Annotated in this window: 25 protein-coding genes; 20 read left to right on the top strand and 5 right to left on the bottom strand. The window is 67.5% G+C overall.

Going from position 1 to position 21,408, the window contains the following annotated elements; translation table 11 throughout:
- Nucleotides 1-137 precede the first annotated feature (137 nt).
- From QTI68_RS12405 to QTI68_RS12425, 5 genes are read left to right on the top strand one after another with little or no spacing between them, the layout of a single operon-like run.
- Complete coding sequence (locus QTI68_RS12405) at nt 138-1,304, top strand: MlaE family ABC transporter permease (RefSeq protein ID WP_286521842.1); 1,167 nt, start codon at nt 138-140, stop codon at nt 1,302-1,304.
- Complete coding sequence (locus QTI68_RS12410; protein WP_286521843.1) at nt 1,304-2,131, top strand: ABC transporter ATP-binding protein; 828 nt, start codon at nt 1,304-1,306, stop codon at nt 2,129-2,131. Before QTI68_RS12405 ends, QTI68_RS12410 begins: the two co-directional genes overlap by 1 nt.
- A 5-nt stretch (nt 2,132-2,136) precedes the next feature.
- Nucleotides 2,137-3,120 (top strand): MlaD family protein, encoded by a 984-nt coding sequence (locus QTI68_RS12415; protein ID WP_286521844.1) that lies wholly within the window; start codon nt 2,137-2,139, stop codon nt 3,118-3,120.
- An 11-nt stretch (nt 3,121-3,131) separates the two neighbouring features.
- Nucleotides 3,132-3,794 (top strand): ABC-type transport auxiliary lipoprotein family protein, encoded by a 663-nt coding sequence (locus QTI68_RS12420; RefSeq protein ID WP_286521845.1) that lies wholly within the window; start codon nt 3,132-3,134, stop codon nt 3,792-3,794.
- 22 nt (nt 3,795-3,816) lie between these two features.
- On the top strand, nt 3,817-4,269 hold the full coding sequence (locus QTI68_RS12425) for a metallophosphoesterase family protein (protein WP_286521846.1): 453 nt from the start codon (nt 3,817-3,819) through the stop codon (nt 4,267-4,269).
- A gap of 4 nt (nt 4,270-4,273) precedes the next feature.
- On the opposite strand, the gene QTI68_RS12430 is transcribed toward QTI68_RS12425, so the two are convergent.
- Together QTI68_RS12430 and QTI68_RS12435 are read right to left on the bottom strand one after the other, a co-directional pair.
- A complete protein-coding gene (locus QTI68_RS12430) occupies nt 4,274-4,930 on the bottom strand; it encodes a MarC family protein (protein ID WP_436411671.1) in 657 nt (218 codons plus the stop codon).
- On the bottom strand, nt 4,930-5,676 hold the full coding sequence (locus QTI68_RS12435) for an SDR family oxidoreductase (RefSeq protein ID WP_286521847.1): 747 nt from the start codon (nt 5,674-5,676) through the stop codon (nt 4,930-4,932). The genes QTI68_RS12430 and QTI68_RS12435 overlap by 1 nt, the downstream gene beginning before the upstream one ends.
- A 74-nt stretch (nt 5,677-5,750) precedes the next feature.
- On the opposite strand from QTI68_RS12435, the gene QTI68_RS12440 reads away from it, so the two are divergent.
- The 3 genes from QTI68_RS12440 to QTI68_RS12450 are packed head-to-tail and all read left to right on the top strand — an operon-like array spanning nt 5,751 to nt 7,962.
- Entirely contained in the window at nt 5,751-6,371 is a 621-nt protein-coding gene (locus QTI68_RS12440) for a 2-hydroxychromene-2-carboxylate isomerase (RefSeq protein ID WP_286521848.1), read from the top strand.
- Nucleotides 6,372-6,373: 2 nt separating this feature from the next.
- The gene (locus QTI68_RS12445) at nt 6,374-7,057 is read left to right on the top strand and encodes a dienelactone hydrolase family protein (RefSeq protein ID WP_286521849.1); all 684 of its coding nucleotides are present in this window, start codon (nt 6,374-6,376) and stop codon (nt 7,055-7,057) included.
- 50 nt (nt 7,058-7,107) lie between these two features.
- Nucleotides 7,108-7,962, top strand: coding sequence for an amidohydrolase family protein (locus QTI68_RS12450; protein WP_503011677.1), 855 nt, complete (start codon nt 7,108-7,110; stop codon nt 7,960-7,962).
- Here QTI68_RS12450 and QTI68_RS12455 read toward each other — a convergent pair.
- The gene (locus QTI68_RS12455) at nt 7,955-8,854 is read right to left on the bottom strand and encodes a LysR family transcriptional regulator (RefSeq protein ID WP_286521850.1); all 900 of its coding nucleotides are present in this window, start codon (nt 8,852-8,854) and stop codon (nt 7,955-7,957) included. The genes QTI68_RS12450 and QTI68_RS12455 overlap by 8 nt on opposite strands.
- Before the next feature lie 124 nt (nt 8,855-8,978).
- Between QTI68_RS12455 and QTI68_RS12460 the strand changes: the two genes are divergently transcribed.
- Both QTI68_RS12460 and QTI68_RS12465 read left to right on the top strand, forming a co-directional pair.
- Entirely contained in the window at nt 8,979-9,329 is a 351-nt protein-coding gene (locus QTI68_RS12460; protein ID WP_286522270.1) for an alpha/beta hydrolase, read from the top strand.
- Between the two features lie 214 nt (nt 9,330-9,543).
- Entirely contained in the window at nt 9,544-9,891 is a 348-nt protein-coding gene (locus QTI68_RS12465; RefSeq protein ID WP_286521851.1) for a DUF4148 domain-containing protein, read from the top strand.
- Nucleotides 9,892-10,111: 220 nt separating this feature from the next.
- On the opposite strand, the gene QTI68_RS12470 is transcribed toward QTI68_RS12465, so the two are convergent.
- Nucleotides 10,112-11,242 (bottom strand): magnesium transporter CorA family protein, encoded by a 1,131-nt coding sequence (locus QTI68_RS12470; RefSeq protein WP_286521852.1) that lies wholly within the window; start codon nt 11,240-11,242, stop codon nt 10,112-10,114.
- Between the two features lie 14 nt (nt 11,243-11,256).
- Nucleotides 11,257-12,261: a porphobilinogen synthase gene (gene hemB / locus QTI68_RS12475; protein WP_286521853.1), complete on the bottom strand. Its 1,005-nt coding sequence runs from the start codon at nt 12,259-12,261 to the stop codon at nt 11,257-11,259.
- A gap of 337 nt (nt 12,262-12,598) precedes the next feature.
- Between hemB and QTI68_RS12480 the strand changes: the two genes are divergently transcribed.
- The 10 genes from QTI68_RS12480 (at nt 12,599) to rpsJ (ending at nt 21,382) form a co-directional block, all read left to right on the top strand.
- Complete coding sequence (locus tag QTI68_RS12480) at nt 12,599-13,027, top strand: CopD family protein (protein ID WP_286521854.1); 429 nt, start codon at nt 12,599-12,601, stop codon at nt 13,025-13,027.
- 5 nt (nt 13,028-13,032) lie between these two features.
- Nucleotides 13,033-14,154: a VanZ family protein gene (locus QTI68_RS12485; RefSeq protein ID WP_286521855.1), complete on the top strand. Its 1,122-nt coding sequence runs from the start codon at nt 13,033-13,035 to the stop codon at nt 14,152-14,154.
- A 9-nt stretch (nt 14,155-14,163) separates the two neighbouring features.
- The gene (locus QTI68_RS12490; protein WP_286521856.1) at nt 14,164-14,517 is read left to right on the top strand and encodes a (2Fe-2S) ferredoxin domain-containing protein; all 354 of its coding nucleotides are present in this window, start codon (nt 14,164-14,166) and stop codon (nt 14,515-14,517) included.
- Between the two features lie 13 nt (nt 14,518-14,530).
- Nucleotides 14,531-15,163 (top strand): alpha/beta hydrolase, encoded by a 633-nt coding sequence (locus tag QTI68_RS12495; protein WP_286521857.1) that lies wholly within the window; start codon nt 14,531-14,533, stop codon nt 15,161-15,163.
- Nucleotides 15,164-15,174: 11 nt separating this feature from the next.
- The gene (locus QTI68_RS12500; protein ID WP_286521858.1) at nt 15,175-16,344 is read left to right on the top strand and encodes a D-alanyl-D-alanine carboxypeptidase family protein; all 1,170 of its coding nucleotides are present in this window, start codon (nt 15,175-15,177) and stop codon (nt 16,342-16,344) included.
- A gap of 170 nt (nt 16,345-16,514) precedes the next feature.
- Nucleotides 16,515-16,892: a 30S ribosomal protein S12 gene (rpsL, locus tag QTI68_RS12505; protein WP_013543948.1), complete on the top strand. Its 378-nt coding sequence runs from the start codon at nt 16,515-16,517 to the stop codon at nt 16,890-16,892.
- A gap of 173 nt (nt 16,893-17,065) precedes the next feature.
- A complete protein-coding gene (gene rpsG, locus QTI68_RS12510) occupies nt 17,066-17,539 on the top strand; it encodes a 30S ribosomal protein S7 (protein WP_286508375.1) in 474 nt (157 codons plus the stop codon).
- 87 nt (nt 17,540-17,626) lie between these two features.
- The gene (gene fusA, locus QTI68_RS12515; RefSeq protein ID WP_286521859.1) at nt 17,627-19,729 is read left to right on the top strand and encodes an elongation factor G; all 2,103 of its coding nucleotides are present in this window, start codon (nt 17,627-17,629) and stop codon (nt 19,727-19,729) included.
- A 121-nt stretch (nt 19,730-19,850) separates the two neighbouring features.
- Nucleotides 19,851-21,044 (top strand): elongation factor Tu, encoded by a 1,194-nt coding sequence (gene tuf, locus QTI68_RS12520; RefSeq protein ID WP_093060175.1) that lies wholly within the window; start codon nt 19,851-19,853, stop codon nt 21,042-21,044.
- Between the two features lie 23 nt (nt 21,045-21,067).
- Nucleotides 21,068-21,382 carry a 30S ribosomal protein S10 gene (rpsJ, locus tag QTI68_RS12525; RefSeq protein ID WP_028250951.1) on the top strand — a complete coding sequence of 105 codons (315 nt, stop codon included), beginning with the start codon at nt 21,068-21,070 and terminating at the stop codon, nt 21,380-21,382.
- Nucleotides 21,383-21,408 lie beyond the last annotated feature (26 nt).

The raw sequence follows: 21,408 nt of genomic DNA on the forward strand, positions 1-21,408 counted from the left end.
CAGCCGCCGATTGTGGCAAAGCGCCGGGGGTTGCGCGAAACGCCTACGCGCGGGGGCGGAAATCCGGAGCGTGGGCGCAGACGCACCCGGTTACGATGCTGCGTTCTTCCGTTCGCTCTACGCCTGCCGCCGCCCTCATGCCGACCGATTCGCCGATGCCCGCCGAAGCGCAAGAAGCGCAGGGCACGCAGCCGCGCGTCGACGAACGCGAGCAGGCGGGCGGGCGCTGGGCCGTCGCCAGCGGCCGCTGGACCGTGCTGGCGATGTCGTCGATGCCGGCCTGGACCACGCTGTCGGACAGTCTCAAGGGCGTGCCGGCGCAGCAGGGCCGGCCCTGGGACCTGCGGCCGATCGAGCAGCTCGACCACATCGGCGCCCAGCTGCTGTGGAACCACTGGGGCCAGGCCTGGCCGGCGCGGCTCGAAATGGATTCGCAGCACAAGGCGGTGCTGGACCAAGTCGCGCTCTACACCTGCAGCCCGCCGGTCGAACCCACGGTGACCTTCGCCGAGCGCTTCAGGCACTTCGCCCACAACGGGACGCGCATGATGTTCGTGGCGCGCGATTTCCTCGGCCTCATCGGCCAGCTGGTGCTCGACGTCGGCAAGCTGCTGCGGGCGCCGCTGCGCGGCCCGTGGCGCGACTTCTCGGGCCAGATCTACCAGTTCGGCACCACGGCGCTGCCGATCACCGCGCTGGTCGGCCTGCTGATCGGCGTGGTGCTGGCGTACCTGACCTCGCAGCAATTGCGCCAGTACGGCGCCGAGACCTTCATCGTCAACATCCTCGGCCTGTCGCTGATCCGCGAACTCGGTCCGGTGCTGGCGGCGGTGCTGATCGCCGGCCGCTCCGGCTCGGCCATCACGGCGCAGATCGGCGTCATGCGGGTCACCGAGGAACTCGACGCGATGCGCGTGATGGGCATCCCGCACGGTTTCAGGCTGGTGATGCCGCGGGTGCTGGCGCTGGCCATCACGATGCCGCTGATCAGCATGTGGACCTCGATGGCGGCGCTGTTCGGCGGCATGATCGCGGCCGACCTGTCGCTCGACATCTCGCCGGCCTACTTCCTGTCGGCGCTGCCGCGCGCGGTGCCGATGTCCAACCTGTACCTCGCGCTGTCCAAGTCGGCGGTGTTCGGCATCCTGATCGCGCTGATCGGCTGCTATTTCGGCATGAAGGTGAAACCCAACACCGAGAGCCTGGGCCGCGGCACCACCTCCTCGGTGGTGACCTCGATCACGGTGGTGATCCTGGTCGATGCGCTGTTCGCGGTGCTGTTCAAGGGCGTGGGGTTGCGCTGATGACCTTCATCATCCCGCCTGACGCCGAGCGCGTGGTCGAGATCCGCAAGCTCTGGACCGTGTTCAGGTCGCCCGACGGCGACCAGGTGGTGCACCGCGACCTCGACCTGACGATCGTGCGCGGCGAGGTGCTGTCGCTGGTCGGCGGATCCGGCACCGGCAAGACGGTGCTGCTGCGCCAGATCCTCGGGCTCGAGCATCCGACCAAGGGCGAGGTCACCGTGCTCGGCCACGCCCCCGCGCGGCTCAGCGCGATGGGCGCCGCCAATGTCGGCATGCTGTTCCAGCACGGGGCGCTGTTCTCGGCCTTCAGCGTGCTCGACAACATCGCCTTCCCGCTGCGCGAACTCAAGCTGCTGCCCGACGACCTGATCCGCGATGCCGCACTGGTCAAGCTGCAGATGGTCGGGCTGAGTCCGCAGCAGGCCACCAAGAGCCCGTCCGACCTGTCGGGCGGCATGATCAAGCGGGTGGCGCTGGCGCGCGCGCTGATCATGGATCCGCCCCTGCTGCTGCTCGACGAGCCGACCGCCGGGCTCGACCCCGAGAGCGCCGACGGCTTCTGCGACCTGCTGCGCGGACTGCACCGCGAGCTCGGCCTCACGGTGGTGATGATCACGCACGACCTCGACACCCTGTTCGACCTCAGCAGCCGGATCGCGGTGCTGGCCGACCAGAAGGTGATCGTCTCCGGGACCACCCGCGACGTGATCGCCTATCCGCATCCGTTCATCCACGAGTACTTCCTCGGTGGCCGCGGCCAGCGCGCCATGGAAGCACTGCACGAAGGGGCCGCCAGCCGGCCGGTCCCGCTGTCTGAAAGGTAGCCGCCATGGAAAACAAGTCCCATGCCATCGCCGCCGGGGCCTTCGTGCTCGGCCTGGTCGCCGTGCTCGTCGCGCTGGTGGTCTGGCTCACGCGCGACGACACGGTGCGCAACGTGTATGAGCTGTCCACCCGCGATGCGGTGAGCGGCCTGCAGCCGCAGGCGATGGTGCGCTACCGCGGCATCGCGGTCGGCCGGGTCAGCTCGATCGACTTCGACCCCAAGGTCAAGGGCAACGTGCGGGTGCGCATCTCGGTCGACGAGCGGGTGCCGCTCACCACCTCGACCTTCGCGACGCTGAGCTACCAGGGCGTCACCGGGCTGGCCTTCATCGCGCTCGACGACAAGGGCGAATCGCAGGTCTCGCTGCAGCCCGACAACGCCAATCCGCCGCGCATCCCGCTCAAGCCCTCGCTGCTGGCCCAGTTGCAGGACCGTGGCGAGGTCATTCTCGGCCGCGTCGAGGAGGTCACCAAGAAGGTCAACCTGCTGCTCGGCGACGACAACCAGCACCGCATCGCCGACGCGCTCGAGAACATAGCGGCCGCCGCGACCAGCGCCAACCAGCTCACGAAGTCGCTCGACAACACGGTCAAGACCGGGCTCAACCCGGCGCTCAAGGCGCTGCCGCCGCTGGTCGACCGCACCCGCGACACCATGGTCGCGGTCAAGGGCGCGGCCACCGACATCTCGCGGGTCGCCAACAGCTTCAACGCGACCGCGACCCGCCTGAATGCCAAGGACGGCCCGATCGAGCGCCTCGGCGACGGCACCAGGTCGCTGGCCCTGGCCGTCGATTCGTTCAACAACGCGACCCTGCCGCGCGTGAACCGGGTCGCCGACGACACCTCGCGCGCGGTGCGCCGGCTCGGCCGCGCCGCCGACGGCATCAGCGACAACCCGCAATCGCTGCTGTTCGGCAACGGCGGCGTGGTCGCCGGCCCGGGCGAGCCCGGCTTTTCGGCGCCGGCGGCGTCCGCCAGTCCGTGAAGGCCCCTTCCATGACGTCCATGACCCTGAAGAACTCCCTGGCCGGCCTCGCGGCGGCGATCTGCCTGGCCGGCTGCGGCGCGCTGCCCGACAAGCCCGCGCGCGCCGCCCTCTACGACTTCGGACCCGGCCTGGCGGCGCCGGCCGCGCCGCCGGCCAGCGCCGCCGGCTCGGCGCCGCGCGCCCTGCCGATGATCGCGCTGGCCGAGGTCGATGCCAATTCGCGGCTCGACGGCACCCAGCTGCTGTACCGCCTGGGCTACGCCGACTCGAACGAACTGCGACCCTACGGCCAGTCGCGCTGGAGCCAGCCGCCGGCGCAGCTGCTGCGCCAGCGGCTGCGCGAAGGGCTGTCGGCCGGCCATACGGTGCTCGGCCCCGAGGAGAGCGCCACCATCGCCCGCACCGAAGGCCGCCTGCCCGATTCCCTGCGCGTGACGCTCGAGGAGTTCAGCCAGTACTTCGAATCGCCGGAGCGCAGCGTCGGGCTGGTCCGCGTGAGCGCCACCCTGACCCGCAGCCAGCCCGGCGGCGACCGGGTGCTGGCCCAGCGCAGTTTCACCGCCCGCAAGCCGGCCCCGACCGCCGACGGTCCCGGCGGCGTCAAGGCGCTGGCCGCGGCCAGCGATGCGGTGGTGGCCGAGCTGGTGGCCTGGGTCGACCAGGCCCGCTGAAACCCGAGCCGTCGGCGGCCGCATGCGCATCGGCGTGATCTCCGACACCCACGGGCTGCTGCGGCCCGAGGCGCTGGCCTTCCTTCAGGGCAGCGACCGGATCGTGCACGGGGGCGACATCGGCGATCCGCGCATCCTCGACGCCCTGGCGGCGATCGCACCGCTGACCGTGGTGCGCGGCAACAACGACGGCGCCGCCTGGGCCGTTGGCGTGCCGGAGACGGCGCTGCTGGAAGTGGGCGGCCTGCGGCTGTTCGCGATCCATGATCTGGCGCTGTTGCGCATCGATCCCGTGGCCGCCGGCATCCAGGTCGTGGTCAGCGGCCATTCGCACCGCCCGCTGGCCGAGCAGCGCGGCCCGGTGCTCTACCTCAATCCGGGCAGCGCCGGTCCGCGCCGCTTCAAGCTGCCGATCTCGGTCGCCGAACTGCGCATCGAGGGCGACGCGATCACGCCGCGGCTGGTCGCGCTGTAGCGCTTCAGGCCGCGCGGTGCAGCACCGGGAAGAGGGTGCCCAGTCCGTCGGCCATCACCTCGACCGCCAGCGCCGCGAGGATCAGGCCCATCAGCCGTGTCATCACGTTGATGCCGGTCTTGCCGAGCACCCGCGCGATCGGCTCGGCCAGCGAGAAGGTGACGCCGGTCGCCAGGCCGATCACCACGCCGTAGCCGACCAGGATCGCCAGCTCCCAGACATGCTGCGTGCGGTCGGCGAAGATGACCACCGTCGACATCGTGGCCGGGCCGGTCAGGAGCGGGATGGTCAGCGGCACGACCGCGATCGAGGCGCCGAGCGAGGCCTTGACCTCGGTGGCGCGGATCTCGTCCTTGTTGGTCTTGGACTCCGCCGGCTCGGCGTTCAGCATCGACAGCGAGCTGATCAGGAGCAGCATGCCGCCGCCGACCTGGAAGCTCGCGATCGAGATGCCGAAGAACGACAGCAGCTGCAGCCCCAGCAGCGCGCTGACCGCGATCACGACGAAGGCGCTGAAGGCCGACACCCAGGCCGTGCGCTTGCGCTGGAGGTCGGTGCAGCCCTGCGTGTAGTGGATGAAGAAAGGCACGATCGCCAGCGGGTTCACGATGGCCAGCAGCGTGATCAGCGGCTTGATCATGTCCATCGCGGGCGTGGCCATCAGCGACCACCCGTGACGTCGAGGGCGGTTCCCGTCACATAGCTGGCCTCGGGCGACAGCAGCCAGACGATGGCGTTCGCCACCTCGTCGGCGCTGCCGGTGCGCTTCATCGGCACGGTGGCGGCGAGCTGGAAGGCGCGGTCGGGCAGGCCGCCCGAGGCGTGGATCTCGGTGTCGATCAGGCCCGGGCGCACCGCGTTGACGCGAATGCCCTCGCCGGCCACCTCCTTGGCCAGCCCGACCGTGAAGCTCTCGATGGCTCCCTTGCTGGCGGCGTAGTCCACGTACTGCCCCGGCGAGCCGAGCCGCGCGGCCGCGCTCGAGAGGTTGACGATCACGCCGCCGCGGCCGCCGTGCTGGGTGCTCATGCGCCGCACCGCCTCGCGGGCGCAGACGAAGCTGCCGATCACGTTGATGCGCAGCATGCGCTCGAGCCGCGCCACGCTCATCTGGTCGACCCGGGCCTGCATGTCGACCACGCCGGCGTTGTTGACCAGCGCCGTCAGGCGGCCCAGCTTGGCGTCGACTTTCTCGAACATGGCGATCACCTGGGCCTCGTCGCCGACGTCGGCCTGGACCGTGATCGCGGTGCCGCCGGCGGCGCGAATGCTGCGCACCACTTCGTCCGCGGCCAGCGAGTTGCTGGCATAGTTGACCGCCACGGCCCAGCCGCGGCGCGCGGCCTGCAGCGCGGTCGCCGCGCCGATGCCCCGGCTGGCGCCGGTGATCAGGAGTACCTGGTCCAAAACCCACCTCCTGCACGGAAGCCGTGCGTCAGTTAAAACCGTCTGCGTCGGATTACATCATCGAGGAGACGCTCTTGAGCCGCACCATCGACTACTACTTCACGCCGCACAGCCCCTGGACCTACCTCGGGCATGCGCGCTTCGCCGCCATCGCCAAGGCCGCCGGCGCCGCCGTGCGCGTCCGGCCGATCGACTTCGGCTCCGTGTTCCCGGTCTCGGGCGGCCTGCCGCTCGGCAAGCGGGCGCCGCAGCGGCAGGCCTACCGGCTGGTCGACCTGGCGCGCTTCTCGAAGCACCTCGACATCGAGCTCAACCCCAAGCCCAAGTTCTTCCCGGTGGCCAGCGACGACGCCGCCCGCCTCATCATCGCCACCGACGTGCACGACGGCACCGAGCGGGCCATGTCGCTGTGCGGCGCGGTGTTCGCCGCGGTCTGGGTCCAGGAGCGCAACATCGCCGACCCGAAAGTGCTGGAGGCGCTGGCGGCAGAATGCGGGCTCGACGCCCGCCGGGTCGACCAGGCGCAGAGCCAGGCGGTGCAGGAGCGCTACGAGGAATACACCCAGGAGGCCATCGACTGCAAGGTCTTCGGCGCCCCCAGCTACGTCATCGACGGCGAGATCTTCTGGGGCCAGGACCGGCTCGATTTCGTCGAACGCGCATTGAAACAACAACCAACCTCTCAAGGAGCATGACCATGGGTCAATTCATCGATCTCACCGCCAAAGACGGCTTCACCTTTCCCGCCTACGTCGCCGAGCCGGCGGGCAAGCCCAAGGGCGCGGTGGTGGTCGTCCAGGAGATCTTCGGCGTCAATTCGCACATCCGCTCGGTCGCCGACGGCTACGCGGCCGAAGGCTACCTGGCGGTCGCGCCGGCCACCTTCCACCGCGTGCAGCAGGGCGTCGAGCTGGGCTACACCGAGGACGACATGAAGAACGGCTTCGGCCTCAAGACCGCGGTCGAGGCGCTGCCGGCACCGGGCGTGCTGCAGGACCTGCAGGCGGCGGTCGACTATGCGTCGAAGGCCGGCAAGGTCGGCATCGTCGGCTACTGCTGGGGCGGGCTGCTGACCTGGCGCGCGGCGGCCGAGGTGTCGGGCCTGTCGGCGGCCGCGCCCTACTACGGCGGCGGCATGACCAGCCCGGAGGAAACGGCGCGCAAGCCCAAGGTGCCGGTGCTGGCCCACTTCGGCAACAACGACCACTGGATTCCGCTCGACACCGTCGACGCCTTCAAGAAGGCGCATCCGGAGGTCGAGGTGCATGTCTACGAATGCGGCCACGGCTTCAACTGCGACCAGCGCGGTTCCTACGATGCGGGGGCCGCCAAGCTCGCCAGGGAGCGCACGCTGGCCTTCTTCGCCAAGCACCTCGGCTGAGCGGCGCGCGGGCCGTGGCTGGCGGGCGCCTTCGCTTCGCAACGCTCGCCCTGGCGGCGGCGCTGCTGGCACCTTGCGCAGGGGCGGCCGACTACGCCGGCCCACTGTTCGACACCCACCTGCACTACAACCAGGAAGCCTGGGACGGCCACGCCGGGCCTTATCCGCCGGCCGAAGCGCTGGCCCGGATGCAGCGCAACGGCGTTCGGGCGATCGTCGCCAACTCGCGCCCCAACGCCGGCACCCAGACGCTCGCGGCCGCCCGCGAGACGCGCGCCGCCGACGTGACGGTGGTGCCCTTCGTGCGGCTCTACCGCCACCGCGACGACTACGACAACTGGTTTCGCGACGACAGCATCTACGAGATGGTGCAGGCCGAACTGGCCCGCGGCACGGCGAGCGGACCCTACCGTGGACTGGGCGAATTCCATCTCTACGACAGTGCCAACGCCAACGGGCCGGTGGCCCGCAAGCTGATCGCGCTGGCCGAGCAGCGGCAGTTGGCGGTGCTGGCGCACGTGGACGACGTGGCGATCGACCTGCTGATGGCCAACGCGCCGTCCCGGGGCCGGTCGCTGCGCCTGATCTGGGCCCACACCGGCATCGGCGGGCCGCCGGTCGCGCGCGTCCAGGCGCTGCTCGAGCGCTATCCGCTGCTGATGGGCGAGCTGTCGTACCGGCCGGGCCTCACCTGCGACGGCGGCACGCTGTGCCCCGAATGGCGGGCGCTGATCCTGAAGTACCCGGAGCGCTTCCTGGTCGGTTCCGACACCTGGGTCAACCAGCGCTGGAGCGCCTACGACGAGATCATGCGCGGCTACCGCACCTGGCTCGGCGACCTGCCGTCCGAGGTCGCGCAGCGCATCGCCTGGGGCAACGCGGCGGGGCTGTTCGGAATCAAGTGACCGGCTCGGGGTCGCGCACCCGGGCCTCGAGGAAATCCAGCAGCGCCCGCAGCGCGGCGCTGTTGTGGCGGCGCTGCGAATAGGCCGCGTACAGCCAGAGATCGCGCGGCATGAAATCCTTCAGCACCGGCACCAGCGCGCCACGCTCGATGTGCGACTGCGCCATCATGACCGGCACGCAGATCGCGCCGAGCCCGGCCAGCGCGACGCCGATCAGCGGCGCGGCGTCGTTGGCGTCCATCCGGCTGGTCACCGGCACGCTGTAGGGCTGGCCGTCGACCTCGAACGGCAGCTGCGGCCCGCCGGCGGCCAGCGAGTAGGTCAGGACATCGTGCCGGCGCATGTCGTCGGGCTTCTTCGGCATGCCGCGGCGGGCCCAGTAGCCCGGTGTGGCACACAGCGCCAGGTCCATCAGGCGCAGCCGGCGGACGATCACGTTCTCGTCGCGGATGCGGCCCAGCCGCAAGGCGATGTCGACGCCTTCCTCCACCAGGTCGATCACCCGGTTGCTCAGGTGCAGGCTCACGTGCACGTCGGGGTAGGTGACCATGAACTCGCCGATCAGTCCCGAAAAGCTGCTGCTGCCCAGCCCATGCGGCGCTGTCACCCGCAGCCGGCCGCGCGGGTGGCCGGCGTGGCCCTGCAGCTCGGACTCGGTGCGCTCGATCATTTCGAGCAGGGGCTTGCTGCGCTCGAGCAGCAGGTGGCCGGCATCGGTCAGGCTGACCGAGCGCGTCGAGCGATTCAGCAGCCGGACACCGAAGCGGGTTTCCAGCTGCGCCACGTACTTGCTGGCGTTGGCCTTGGACATCCCGAGCGACGTGGCAGCGCGCGAGAAGCTGCCGCGCAAGGCGACCTCACGAAAGGTTTTGAGCAGTTCGAGACCGTCCATGGCACTCCATTGTTTCGATTTGATGAACACCTTGATTCAATTTCATAGGGTTTCTACCTATAAATCCGAGGCAAACTCTATCCCACTGAGCCAAGGCTCTCCTCACTCCATGAAAGACATCGAAATGAAGACCTCGAAGATCATCGCCGCCGCCGCCCTGTCGATCCTGGCCGCCGCCGGTGCCCAGGCCGAAACCTACCAGGGCGTGCAAGCCCCGGTGTCGGCCAACAGCCGTGCCGAGGTGAATGCCCAGGCCGTGGTCGCTGCTCGCAGCGAAAACCCGTACGCCGACGGCGTGTCTTCGCGCGTCGCCCCGGCGCTCACCGCATCGGCCGACCGCGCCGTGATCCAGTCGCAAGCCGTCGCCACCGCGCACGAGCCGAACCAGAACCTGGACCGCAAGGCATTCGTGAACAGCGTGGTGCCGTCGCAATACAACATCACCCGCCCGGTGACGCAGCAAGCCGGCCTCTGATCCGATTCTTGTCTTGCCAAGGGCCGGCCGCGCGAAAGTGCGGGCCGGCTTTTTCCTTGGGTGCCTGGGGAATCTTCATTGTTTCGAATAAGGAAACTCGGTGTCTCTTTTTCTGGTGTTTTCCCCTAGGGATTCGCCTGGACACTAGCCCGCACAGGCCAGCGACAGCGAGCCTGGTTTGAAAACAAATCCGACGAAACCCAAGGAACTTGAAATGAAGACCTCCCGCATCCTCGCCGCTGCCGCCCTGTCCTTCCTCGCCGCCGCAGGCGCACACGCCGAAGCCTACCAAGGCGTGCACGCCGGCGCTTCGGCCAAGAGCCGCGACGAAGTCAGCGCCGAAGCCGCCCGCACCGCGGCCGCTCCGAACCAGAACGTGGTGCGCGGCTCGCGCGGCGCCGAACCGTTCAACTCGGTCGCCAACACGGAAGCCGTGCGCGCCCAGGCCGTTGCCACCGCCAACGCACCCGACCAGAACGTGAGCGCCGGCTCGCGCGTCAACAGCCGCGTGATCTCGACCATGAACAAGACGGCCGAGCCGCGCGTTCAAGCGGGGAAGTAAGTACTCCCCCAGGTTGGCTCACTGCGTGTAGCCGCCTCGAGTCGCTGCCAGACGCAGCGGCCCTTCGGAGCCGTCCAAGCCTGCGCAGGCAGGCTTGGAGCCGCGGCTCCTCAGCCCCCTCGCCGGGGGCAACACCTGCGGCCCGGCGAAGCCGGTTCCGCGGTGTTTCACGAACAAAGCCCGGGCTTCGCCGGGCTTTTTCCGTTTTGCGGTGGTTCTCTTATCGGGTTCTTGCCAGGTAGCGCTTGCGCCAGAAGATCAGGACCAGCGCGATCGCGATCGCGCCCATCGAACCCATCGCGATCCAGAAGCCGTCGGCCTTGTGCACCAGGGGGATGAACTCGAAGTTCATGCCGAAGATACCGGCGATCAGGTTGAGCGGCAGGAAGACGGCGGTCAGCACGGTCAGCACCCGCATGATGTCGTTGGCGCGATGGCCCTGGACGCTGAAATGCATCTGGACCGCGGTCTCGGCGTTCTGCTCCAGGCGCCGCACGTGGTGCACCACCCGCTCGATGTGTTCGAGCACGTCGCGGCTGCGCACCATGATCAGCTCGCGTTCGCGCTGCTCGCCGGCGCCGGCGGGCGCCGGCAGGGTCTCGAGCGAGTCGATCCAGTCCTGTATGGCCGCCCGCTGGTCCTCGCAGATCTCGTCCAGGTGGTAGAGCGACTGGCGTGAATCCATCAGCGCGCTCCAGTTGGTGAAGCGGCTGTGCGGGTCGATCAGTTCGGCCTGCCAGTGGTCGAGCTGGCGGGTCAGTTCGCGCCGCAGGTCGAGGTAGGCGTCGACGATCTGGTTGATCACCCGCAGCATCAGGTCGGCCGGCCCCGAAGGGAGGCGCGCCGAGACGGCGCGGACATCGAGCGCCGGGACCGCGCCGCGGCCGTCCGGTGCCGCTGCCGCCAGCAGCTTGGCGGCGAAGGTGTCGCGCACGGAGCCGTCCTCGGGGTGCACCGACAGCAGCACCCGGTCGAACACCGCGAAGCCCACCGGCCGCGTGTCGACCCGGCGCAGCACGGGCGGACCGCCCCGCGGGGAGGCGTCGGCCTTCGGCGCCGGCTCCTTGCCATTGGCGGCCGCCAGCCGGCGGAACACCATCAGGTCGTACTGCGAGGTGTAGTCGAAGCGCGAGGGCAGCTGGTCGTTCACCAGGTCGCTCACGTGCAGGTCGAGCAGCAGGGTGCCGCACAGCGACTGCAGCACCTCCTGCACCTGCGGCAGCGAGGCCTGGAACTCCTCGCGCGTCAGCGACAGCCACAGGTAGCCCCGCTCGCAGGCGCCGGGCGCGGCCATCGGGGCCAGGGCGTCGTGCTCGGTGACCTGGGTGCCGTCGATCTTGAAGATGCGCATGAAAGCGGCCGGTCTCAGGACTTTTTGAGCAGCCTGGCAGCGTCCAGCGCGAAATAGGTGAGGACGCCGTCGGCGCCGGCGCGCTTGAAGGCCAGCAGGCTTTCGAGCATCACCGCGTCATGGTCCAGCCAGCCATTCTGCGCCGCCGCCTTCAGCATCGCGTACTCGCCGCTGACCTGGTAGGCGAAGGTCGGCACGCGGAACTCGTCCTTCACCCGGCGCACGATGTCCAGGTAGGGCATGCCGGGCTTCACCATCACCATGTCGGCGCCCTCGGCGATGTCGATCGCGACCTCGCGCAGCGCTTCGTCGCTGTTGCCGGGGTCCATCTGGTAGACCTTCTTGTTGCTCTTGCCGAGGTTGGCGGCCGAGCCGACGGCGTCGCGGAACGGGCCGTAGAAGGCGCTCGCGAACTTGGCGCTGTAGGCCATGATCCGCGTGTGGACGTCGCCGCGCGCCTCGAGCGCGGTGCGGATGGCGCCGATCCGGCCGTCCATCATGTCGCTCGGCGCCACGATGTCGACGCCGGCGCGCGATTGCGCGAGCGCCTGCTTGACCAGCACTTCGACGGTCGGGTCGTTGAGGATGTAGCCGCTGTCGTCGAGCAGCCCGTCCTGGCCGTGGCTGGTGTAGGGGTCCAGCGCCACGTCGGTCATCACGCCCAGTTCCGGAAAGCGCGACTTGAGCGCGGCGACGACGCGCGGGATCAGGCCATCGGGATTGAAGGCTTCGTCGCCGGCCGGTGTCTTGAGCCCGGAATCGATCACCGGGAACAGGGCCATGACCGGAATCCCGAGTGCCACGCACTGCTCGGCGACCGGCAGCAGCAGGTCGAGGCTCAGGCGCTCGACGCCCGGCATCGAGGCGACCGCGTCGCGCCGCTTCTCACCCTCCTGGACGAAGACCGGATAGATCAGGTCATGGGAAGAGAGCGAATGCTCACGCACCAGGTTGCGCGTGAAGGCGTCCCGGCGGAGTCGGCGGGGGCGACCCGCGGGGAAAGGGGCAAGGAGGGTCATGGCGAAAATTGTGCCCCAAGCGCGTGCCGTTTCCGGAATAGGGCGCATTGGAGGGGGCTGCTGTCCGTTTCTGTTTATAACCAGTCAAGAACGAGTCTGTTTGTACTAAGGATTTCAGCCATAAGTTCAAAAAAATGGCAATCCTTGCTTGATAGGTTGTTTTGCCTTTGTTAAATTCTGTCTTGGGCGGCTTGCTGCCCCCCGCTTTTCCTCCCTGAGCGGGTGCCTTGATGTGTGACAGCAAAAGGGCTTCCCAAGCCCGACGTTCTGACGTCGGGCTTTTTTTTGCGCGTCCGCCAGCGGACGGCCGCGACCGCGCGGCCACTAAACTGCCGCCATGCTCTGGGTCAAATCGCTGCACATCGTCTTCATCGCCAGCTGGTTCGCCGGGCTGTTCTACCTGCCGCGCATCTTCGTCAACCTGGCGCTGGTGGCGCCCGAATCGGTCGCCGAGCGCAGCCGCCTGCTGCTGATGGCACGCAAGCTGTTTCGCTTCACCACCTTCCTGGCGCTGCCGGCGCTCGGGTTCGGCCTCTGGCTCTGGCTTGGCTACGGCATCGGGCGCGGACCGGGCAACGGATGGATGCATGCCAAGCTGGCCCTGGTGGTCGTGGTACTCGGCTACCACCATGGCTGCGGCGTGCTGCTGCGCCGCTTCGTCGCCGGCACCGATCGCCGCAGCCACCGCTTCTACCGCTGGTTCAACGAACTGCCGGTGCTGCTGCTGCTGGCGATCGTGATCCTGGTGGTCGTCAAGCCGTTCTGAGTGCGGTGGCCACGCAGCACAAGTCCGTCGCCTTGCCCCTGGCGCTGGCCTATGCGGCGCTGATCGTCTACGCCAGCCTCTACCCGTTCGCCGACTGGCGCGACCAGGGCATCGCGCCCTGGGCCTACCTGGCGGCGCCCTGGCCCAAGTACTGGACCGCCTTCGACTTAGGCATCAATGTCGTCGGCTACATGCCGCTGGGCTTCCTGGCCGCGATCGCGGTGATCCGCAACCGGCCGGGCACCGGCGCCGTCGGCGCGGTGCTGCGGGCCACCGCGGTCGGGGCGGCGATCTCGTTCGCCATGGAGACGCTGCAGAGCTACCTGCCGGCGCGCATTCCGTCCAACGTCGACCTCGGGCTCAACATCGCCGGCGCCCTGGCCGGCGCGGTGACGGCGGCGGCGCTCGAGCGCCTCGGCGCCGTGGCGCACTGGCAGCGGACCCGATCCAACTGGTTCTTCGAGGATTCGCGCGGCGGCCTGGTGCTGCTGGCCCTGTGGCCGGTCGCGCTGCTCTTTCCGGCCGCGGTCAGCTTCGGCCTGGGCCAGGTGTTCGAGCGGCTCGAAGCCGCCATCGCCGACTGGCTGGTCGACACGCCCTTCATCGACTGGATGCCGGTGCGCCAGTTCGAACTCGAGCCGCTGGTGCCGGGGGTCGAACTGCTGTGCGTCATGCTGGGCGCGCTGGTGCCCTGTCTGCTCGGCTTCCTGATCACGCGCTCGGTCGCCCGGCGGGCGATCCTGCTGCCCTCGATCCTGCTGGCCGGGGTGGCGGCCTCGGCGCTGTCGGCGGCCCTCAGCTACGGCCCCCCGCACGCCTGGGCCTGGCTGAGCCTGCCGGTCCAGGTCGGGATCGCGGCGGCGCTGATCGTCGGCGTGCTGCTGCTCGGCGCGCCGCGGCGGCTTTGCGCGGCCCTGCTGCTGATCGCGCTGGTGGTGCACCTGAGCCTGCTGAATCAGGCGCCCGAGAGCGCCTATTTCGCCCAGACGCTGGCGACCTGGGAGCAGGGGCGGTTCATCCGCTTCCACGGGCTGGCGCAGTGGGTGGGATGGCTCTGGCCGTTTGCAACCCTCGCTTACGTGCTGGCCGTTCTCTCGCGTCGCGCGCCGGGGGCGCCGGCTCCATAGAATCGGACGATGTCGAGTTCCAGCACGCCCCCGCCGACGGGTTATTACGGCCGCCACATCTTCTTCTGCCTGAACGAACGCAAGGGCGACGAGGACTCCTGCTCCAAGCACGAGGCGCAGGCCGGCTTCGACCGCTGCAAATCGCGCGTCAGGGAGGCCGGCCTGGCCGGGCCGGGCAAGGTCCGCGTCAACAAGTCCGGCTGCCTGGACCGCTGCGCGGGCGGCCCGGTCGCGGTGGTCTATCCCGAGGCGGTCTGGTACACCTTCGTCGATGCCGACGACATCGACGAGATCGTCGAGTCGCACCTGAAGAACGGCGAAGTGGTCGAGCGGCTGCTGCTCGCGCCCGACGTTGGGCGCTGAGGGGCGGCCGGCCATGAATTCGCAGACCGAGAAGCTCCGGATCCAGGGCGCCGCCGGCGCCATCGAGGTGCTGCGCGACCGTGCGGCCGACGCTGCGCCGGCGCTGGGCGTCGCAGTGATCGCCCATCCGCATCCGCTGTTCGGCGGCACCATGGACAACAAGGTCGTGCAGACCCTGGCGCGCGCCTTCGTCGGCTGCGGCTGGACCGCGGTCCGCTTCAATTTCCGCGGCGTCGGCGCCAGCGACGGCGTGCACGACGAAGGCCGCGGCGAATGCGACGACATGCGTGAGGTGGTCGCGCAGCTGGCACCCGAGGGGCCGCTGGCGATCGCCGGCTTTTCGTTCGGCGCCTTCGTCGCCAGCTGCGCCGTCGACAAGCTCTGGGCGGCGCGCGACATCCGCCAGGTGGTGCTGGTCGGAACGGCGGCCTCCCGCTTCTCGGTGGCGAGCTTGCCGCCCGCGGCCCACGAGCGCGCGCTCGTGGTGCACGGCGAGCAGGACGACACGGTGCCGCTGGCCGCCGTCATGGACTGGGCGCGGCCGCAGTCACTTCCTGTCACAGTCGTTCCCGGGGGCGGCCATTTCTTTCACGGACAATTGCCGCTGCTCAAGAATCTGGTCGTCCGCCACCTGCGCGCGGGCTAGTCTTCTTCCCCATGAATCGTTTCGTTGAAGCGCTGCGCGCCTTCGCAGTGGCTGCTGCCGCATTTTCGTGTCTTGCCGCCGGGGCCCAGGTGCCGACGCCGCCCGAGGTGGCGGCCCGCAGCTTCCTGTTGCTGGATGTCACGGCCAACCAGACGCTGGCCCAGAAGGACATCGACGCCGCCGTCGAGCCGGCCTCGCTGACCAAGCTGATGACGGCCTACCTGGTATTCGACGCGCTGCGGGCCCAAAAGATCACCCTGACGCAGACCCTGCCGGTCAGTGCGCGGGCCTGGAAGATGCCCGGCGCACGGATGTTCATCGACCCGAAGATGCAGGTCCCGGTCGAGGACCTGCTCAAGGGCGTGATCGTGCAGTCGGGCAACGACGCCACGGTGGCGCTGGCCGAAGGCGTGGGCGGCACGGTCGAGCACTTCGTCGAACTCATGAACGAGCAGGCCAAGGCCCTCGGCATGAAGAACACGACCTACAAGAACCCCGAAGGCCTGACCGAGCCGGGCCACACCACCACCGCGCGCGACCTGGGCATCCTGGCGACCCGCCTGATGCGCGACTTCCCCGAGTACCTGCACTACTACGCGATCAAGAAGTACCGCTTGCCGGGCACGCCCTCGACCAACGAGACCAATCGCAACCTGCTGCTGTTCCGCGACCCGACGGTCGATGGCCTCAAGACCGGCCATACGCCGGCGGCCGGCTACGGCATGGTCGCGACCGCCAAGCGTGACTTCCCGAACCTGACGGGCGGCCGCCGCCTGCTGTCGATCGTGCTGGGCACGGCCAGCGAGAACGCGCGCGCCAACGAGTCGCAGAAGCTGCTGAACTGGGGCTACACCGCCTTCGACGCGGTCCGCCTGTTCGAGGCCAACCAGGCCGTGGCGACGCCCGCCGTCTGGAAGGGCAATCAGAACACTGTCAAGCTGGGCCGTCCCGACGCGATCGTGGTCGCCGTGCCGGCCGGCGCGGCAGCCAAGATCAAGACCCAGGTGGTGCGCCCCGATCCGCTGGTCGCGCCCTTCACCAAGTTCCAGCCGGTCGGCTCCCTGAAGGTCACGCTCGGCGACGAGCCGGTGGCCGAAGTGCCGCTGGTGGCACTGGATGCGGTCCAGCAAGCCGGCGTCCTGGGGCGGGCCTGGGACGCCGTCCGGCTCTGGATCAAGTAGTGCCGGGCTCGGCTACACAAAGTTAGCCCAACCTGGCAACGGGTGTTGTATACTCGTGGGCTTTTCGGAAATTCCGAAGGGATTCACGTTTTCGACCAGTTCTTGGTCGTTTCCCCGTCCGGCCGGTTCACGCCTAGGGCCTTCGGGGCAGTTTTGGGACTTATTCATTCATGCCAACCATCAATCAACTGGTGCGTCAGGGTCGGACGGTCGAAAAGATCAATTCGAAGAGCCCTGCCATGCAGAACTCGCCGCAACGTCGCGGTGTCTGCACCCGGGTCTACACCACGACCCCGAAAAAGCCGAATTCGGCGCTGCGCAAGGTCGCCAAGGTGCGCCTGACCAACGGCTTCGAAGTCATTTCCTACATCGGCGGCGAAGGCCACAACCTGCAGGAACACAGCGTCGTGCTGGTTCGCGGCGGTCGTGTCAAGGACTTGCCCGGTGTTCGCTACCACATCGTGCGCGGTTCGCTCGACTTGCAAGGCGTGAAAGACCGCAAGCAGTCGCGTTCCAAGTACGGCGCGAAGCGCCCCAAGAAGGCTTAAGCCTTCTGTGCCCCAAGAAGGCTTAAGCCCTTCTGTATTTCATTCAGCGGTGTTCGAGTGCCCTGGCCGGCGCATCGAACGAAGTGACCCGATATTGGGTCGAGTAAGTGAGAGTTCTTGTTGGCTCTCGCGGTGCCTGCAAAGGCGCCAACTGAAGCAAAGAGGTTAGTAACATGCCACGTCGTCGCGAAGTCCCCAAACGTGAAATCCTGCCGGATCCCAAGTACGGCAATGTCGAGCTGTCGAAGTTCATGAACGTGATCATGGAAGGCGGCAAGAAGGCGATCGCCGAGCGCATCATCTACGGTGCGCTCGACCAGATCGAGAAGAAGAACCCGGGCAAGGACCCGCTGGAAGCTTTCACCATCGCCATCAACAACGTGAAGCCGATGGTCGAAGTGAAGTCGCGCCGCGTCGGCGGTGCGAACTACCAGGTTCCGGTCGAAGTGCGCCCGGTCCGTCGTCTGGCGCTGTCGATGCGCTGGATCAAGGAAGCCGCCCGCAAGCGCGGCGAAAAGTCGATGGCCCTGCGTCTGGCCAACGAACTCATGGAAGCCACGGAAGGCCGTGGCGGCGCCATGAAGAAGCGCGATGAAGTGCATCGCATGGCCGAAGCCAACAAGGCCTTCAGCCACTTCCGCTTCTAAGAGCTCGTCCCCCCAAATCAGACAGGCTGGAAGCCCGACCCACCGAGAGCGGTGGGCGGGCTTTCATCCGTTAACGGAGTAAATTTCATGGCACGCAAGACCCCCATCGAGCGCTACCGCAACATCGGTATCTCGGCGCACATCGACGCCGGCAAAACGACCACCACCGAACGCATCCTGTTCTACACCGGCGTGACCCACAAGCTGGGCGAGGTGCATGACGGCGCCGCGACCACCGACTGGATGGAGCAGGAACAAGAGCGCGGCATCACGATCACCTCGGCGGCCGTGACCTGCTTCTGGAAGGGCATGGACCACTCGATGCCCGAGCACCGCATCAACATCATCGACACCCCGGGCCACGTGGACTTCACGATTGAAGTCGAGCGCTCGATGCGCGTGCTCGACGGCGCCGTGATGGTGTACGACTCGGTCGGCGGCGTGCAGCCCCAGTCCGAAACCGTCTGGCGCCAGGCCAACAAGTACCAGGTGCCCCGTCTCGCGTTCGTCAACAAGATGGACCGCGTCGGCGCCAACTTCTTCCGCGTGCGCCAGATGATGGTCGACCGCCTGAAGGCCAACCCCGTGCCGATCGTGATCCCGATCGGTGCCGAAGACAAGTTCCAGGGCGTGGTCGACCTCCGCAAGATGAAGGCCATCTACTGGGATGAAGCCTCGCAAGGCATGAAGTTCGACTACCGCGAAATCCCGGCCGAACTGCTCGAGTCCGCCAAGGAATGGCGCGAGAAGATGGTCGAGAGCGCCGCCGAAGCGTCGGAAGAGCTCATGAACAAGTACCTCGAAGAGGGCGACCTCTCCGAAGCCGAGATCACGCTCGGCCTGCGCACCCGCACGATCGCCGGCGAGATCCAGCCGATGATGTGCGGCAGCGCGTTCAAGAACAAGGGCGTGCAGCGCATGCTCGACGCCGTGATCGAGCTGATGCCCTCGCCGATGGACATCCCGCCGGTCGAAGGCACCGACGACGACGAAAAGGAAACCAGCCGCAAGCCGACCGACGAGGAAAAGTTCTCGGCGCTGGCATTCAAGCTCATGACCGACCCCTATGTCGGCCAGCTGACCTTCGTGCGCGTCTATTCGGGCGTTCTGAGCAAGGGCGACACCGTCTACAACCCGGTCAAGGGCAAGAAGGAACGCATCGGCCGTATCGTGCAGATGCACGCCAACGAACGCCTTGAAATCGATGAAATCCGCGCCGGCGACATCGCCGCGTGCGTGGGCCTGAAGGACGTCACGACCGGCGAAACGCTGTGCGACCCCGACGCCATCATCACGCTCGAGCGCATGGAATTCCCCGAGCCCGTGATCTCGCAGGCCGTCGAGCCGAAGACCAAGGCCGACCAGGAAAAGATGGGCATCGCGCTGCAGCGCCTGGCCTCCGAAGATCCGTCGTTCCGCGTTCGTTCGGACGAAGAATCCGGCCAGACCATCATCTCCGGCATGGGCGAGCTTCACCTCGAAATCATCGTCGACCGCATGAAGCGCGAGTTCGGCGTCGAAGCCAACGTCGGCAAGCCGCAGGTGGCCTACCGCGAAACCATCCGCAAGACGGTCGAAGATGCCGAAGGCAAGTTCGTTCGCCAGTCGGGCGGCAAGGGTCAGTACGGCCACGTGGTGCTCAAGCTCGAGCCGAACGAAGCCGGCAAGGGCTTCGAGTTCGTCGACGCGATCAAGGGCGGCGTGGTGCCGCGCGAGTACATCCCGGCGGTCGAGAAGGGCGTGATCGAAGCGCTGACCCAAGGCGTGCTGGCCGGCTACCCGGTCGTCGACGTCAAGGTCACCCTGCATTTCGGTTCGTACCACGACGTGGACTCGAACGAAATGGCCTTCAAGATGGCCGCGATCTTCGGTTTCAAGGAAGGCGCCCGCAAGGCTTCGCCGGTCATCCTCGAGCCGATGATGGCCGTGGAAGTCGAAACGCCAGAAGACTACGCCGGCAACGTGATGGGCGACCTCTCGTCGCGTCGCGGCATGGTGCAGGGCATGGACGACATGATCGGCGGCGGCAAGCTCATCAAGGCTGAAGTCCCGCTGTCGGAAATGTTCGGCTACTCGACCACGCTGCGCTCGGCCACGCAAGGCCGCGCCACGTACACGATGGAATTCAAGCACTACTCCGAAGCACCGCGCAACGTGGCCGAAGCCATCGTGGCGTCGCGCTCGAAGTAATTCATCAGGGGCTCGCCCCGCCGTCTGCGACCTTGTGCCTTCCGCTGCCCGTGGCGGAAGAACCAGCAACAGGGTGCAGACGTTAAACCCCACACGGGCACTGCTCTTTCAAGGATAGAAAATGGCAAAAGGAAAATTCACCCGCACGAAGCCGCACGTCAACGTGGGCACGATCGGTCACGTGGACCATGGCAAGACGACGCTGACGGCGGCGATCGCCACCGTGCTGTCGGCCAAGTTCGGCGGCGAAGCGAAGGCCTACGACCAGATCGACGCGGCTCCTGAAGAAAAGGCACGCGGCATCACGATCAACACCGCGCACGTCGAATACGAAACGGCCAACCGCCACTACGCGCACGTCGACTGCCCGGGCCACGCCGACTATGTGAAGAACATGATCACCGGCGCCGCCCAGATGGACGGCGCGATCCTGGTGTGCTCGGCTGCCGACGGCCCGATGCCCCAGACCCGCGAGCACATCCTGCTGGCGCGCCAGGTGGGCGTGGGCTACATCATCGTGTTCCTGAACAAGTGCGACATGGTCGACGACAAGGAACTGCTGGAGCTGGTCGAGATGGAAGTTCGCGAACTCCTTGACAAGTACGAGTTCCCTGGCGACGACACCCCGATCATCCATGGCTCGGCCAAGCTGGCGCTGGAAGGCGACAAGGGCGAGCTGGGCGAAGGCGCCATCATGAAGCTGGCCGAAGCGCTGGACACCTACATCCCGACGCCCGAGCGCGCCGTGGACGGTACCTTCCTGATGCCGGTCGAAGACGTGTTCTCGATCTCGGGTCGCGGCACGGTGGTGACGGGCGCGGTCGAACGCGGCGTGATCAAGGTCGGTGAAGAAATCGAAATCGTGGGCATCCGCCCGACGGTCAAGACCACTTGCACCGGCGTGGAAATGTTCCGCAAGCTGCTGGACCAGGGTCAAGCGGGCGACAACGTGGGCGTGCTGCTGCGCGGCACGAAGCGCGAAGAAGTCGAGCGTGGCCAAGTCCTGTGCAAGCCGGGCTCGATCAAGCCGCACACGCATTTCACCGCCGAGGTGTACGTTCTGTCGAAGGACGAAGGCGGCCGTCACACGCCGTTCTTCAACAACTACCGTCCGCAGTTCTACTTCCGCACGACCGACGTCACCGGCGCGATCGAGCTGCCGAAGGACAAGGAAATGGTCATGCCGGGCGACAACGTGTCGATCACGGTCAAGCTGATCAACCCGATCGCGATGGAAGAAGGCCTGCGCTTCGCCATCCGTGAAGGCGGCCGCACCGTGGGCTCGGGCGTCGTGGCGAAGATCCTCGACATCTGATTCGAAGCAGCGAAGGAATCACCATGGCTACCAAGCAAAAAATCCGCATCCGCCTGAAGGCGTTCGACTACAAGCTGATCGACCAGTCGGCAGCCGAGATCGTCGACACCGCCAAGCGCACCGGCGCGATCGTCAAGGGTCCCGTGCCCCTGCCGACCCGCATGAAGCGTTTCGACATCCTGCGTTCGCCGCACGTCAACAAGACCAGCCGCGACCAGTTCGAGATCCGCACGCACCAGCGCCTGATGGACATCGTCGATCCGACCGACAAGACCGTGGACGCGCTGATGAAGCTCGACCTGCCGGCCGGCGTCGACGTCGAGATCAAGCTGCAGTAACAGCCTGTCCCTGCACAAGGGCCCGC

Origin of the sequence: Variovorax sp. J31P207 (genome assembly GCF_030316965.1) — a bacterium.
Classification (GTDB): domain Bacteria; phylum Pseudomonadota; class Gammaproteobacteria; order Burkholderiales; family Burkholderiaceae_C; genus Variovorax; species Variovorax ginsengisoli_B.

Bases quoted from the DNA above. Each gene is read 5' to 3' on its own strand.
- QTI68_RS12405 (WP_286521842.1), top strand. From the start codon at position 138: ATGCCGACCGATTCGCCGATGCCCGCCGAAGCGCAAGAAGCGCAGGGC.
- QTI68_RS12410 (WP_286521843.1), top strand. From the start codon at position 1,304: ATGACCTTCATCATCCCGCCTGACGCCGAGCGCGTGGTCGAGATCCGC.
- QTI68_RS12415 (WP_286521844.1), top strand. From the start codon at position 2,137: ATGGAAAACAAGTCCCATGCCATCGCCGCCGGGGCCTTCGTGCTCGGC.
- QTI68_RS12420 (WP_286521845.1), top strand. From the start codon at position 3,132: ATGACGTCCATGACCCTGAAGAACTCCCTGGCCGGCCTCGCGGCGGCG.
- QTI68_RS12425 (WP_286521846.1), top strand. From the start codon at position 3,817: ATGCGCATCGGCGTGATCTCCGACACCCACGGGCTGCTGCGGCCCGAG.
- QTI68_RS12430 (WP_436411671.1), bottom strand. From the start codon at position 4,930: ATGGCCACGCCCGCGATGGACATGATCAAGCCGCTGATCACGCTGCTG.
- QTI68_RS12445 (WP_286521849.1), top strand. From the start codon at position 6,374: ATGGGTCAATTCATCGATCTCACCGCCAAAGACGGCTTCACCTTTCCC.
- QTI68_RS12455 (WP_286521850.1), bottom strand. From the start codon at position 8,854: ATGGACGGTCTCGAACTGCTCAAAACCTTTCGTGAGGTCGCCTTGCGC.
- QTI68_RS12460 (WP_286522270.1), top strand. From the start codon at position 8,979: ATGAAGACCTCGAAGATCATCGCCGCCGCCGCCCTGTCGATCCTGGCC.
- QTI68_RS12465 (WP_286521851.1), top strand. From the start codon at position 9,544: ATGAAGACCTCCCGCATCCTCGCCGCTGCCGCCCTGTCCTTCCTCGCC.
- QTI68_RS12470 (WP_286521852.1), bottom strand. From the start codon at position 11,242: ATGCGCATCTTCAAGATCGACGGCACCCAGGTCACCGAGCACGACGCC.
- hemB (WP_286521853.1), bottom strand. From the start codon at position 12,261: ATGACCCTCCTTGCCCCTTTCCCCGCGGGTCGCCCCCGCCGACTCCGC.
- QTI68_RS12480 (WP_286521854.1), top strand. From the start codon at position 12,599: ATGCTCTGGGTCAAATCGCTGCACATCGTCTTCATCGCCAGCTGGTTC.
- QTI68_RS12490 (WP_286521856.1), top strand. From the start codon at position 14,164: ATGTCGAGTTCCAGCACGCCCCCGCCGACGGGTTATTACGGCCGCCAC.
- QTI68_RS12495 (WP_286521857.1), top strand. From the start codon at position 14,531: ATGAATTCGCAGACCGAGAAGCTCCGGATCCAGGGCGCCGCCGGCGCC.
- QTI68_RS12500 (WP_286521858.1), top strand. From the start codon at position 15,175: ATGAATCGTTTCGTTGAAGCGCTGCGCGCCTTCGCAGTGGCTGCTGCC.
- rpsL (WP_013543948.1), top strand. From the start codon at position 16,515: ATGCCAACCATCAATCAACTGGTGCGTCAGGGTCGGACGGTCGAAAAG.
- rpsG (WP_286508375.1), top strand. From the start codon at position 17,066: ATGCCACGTCGTCGCGAAGTCCCCAAACGTGAAATCCTGCCGGATCCC.
- fusA (WP_286521859.1), top strand. From the start codon at position 17,627: ATGGCACGCAAGACCCCCATCGAGCGCTACCGCAACATCGGTATCTCG.
- tuf (WP_093060175.1), top strand. From the start codon at position 19,851: ATGGCAAAAGGAAAATTCACCCGCACGAAGCCGCACGTCAACGTGGGC.
- rpsJ (WP_028250951.1), top strand. From the start codon at position 21,068: ATGGCTACCAAGCAAAAAATCCGCATCCGCCTGAAGGCGTTCGACTAC.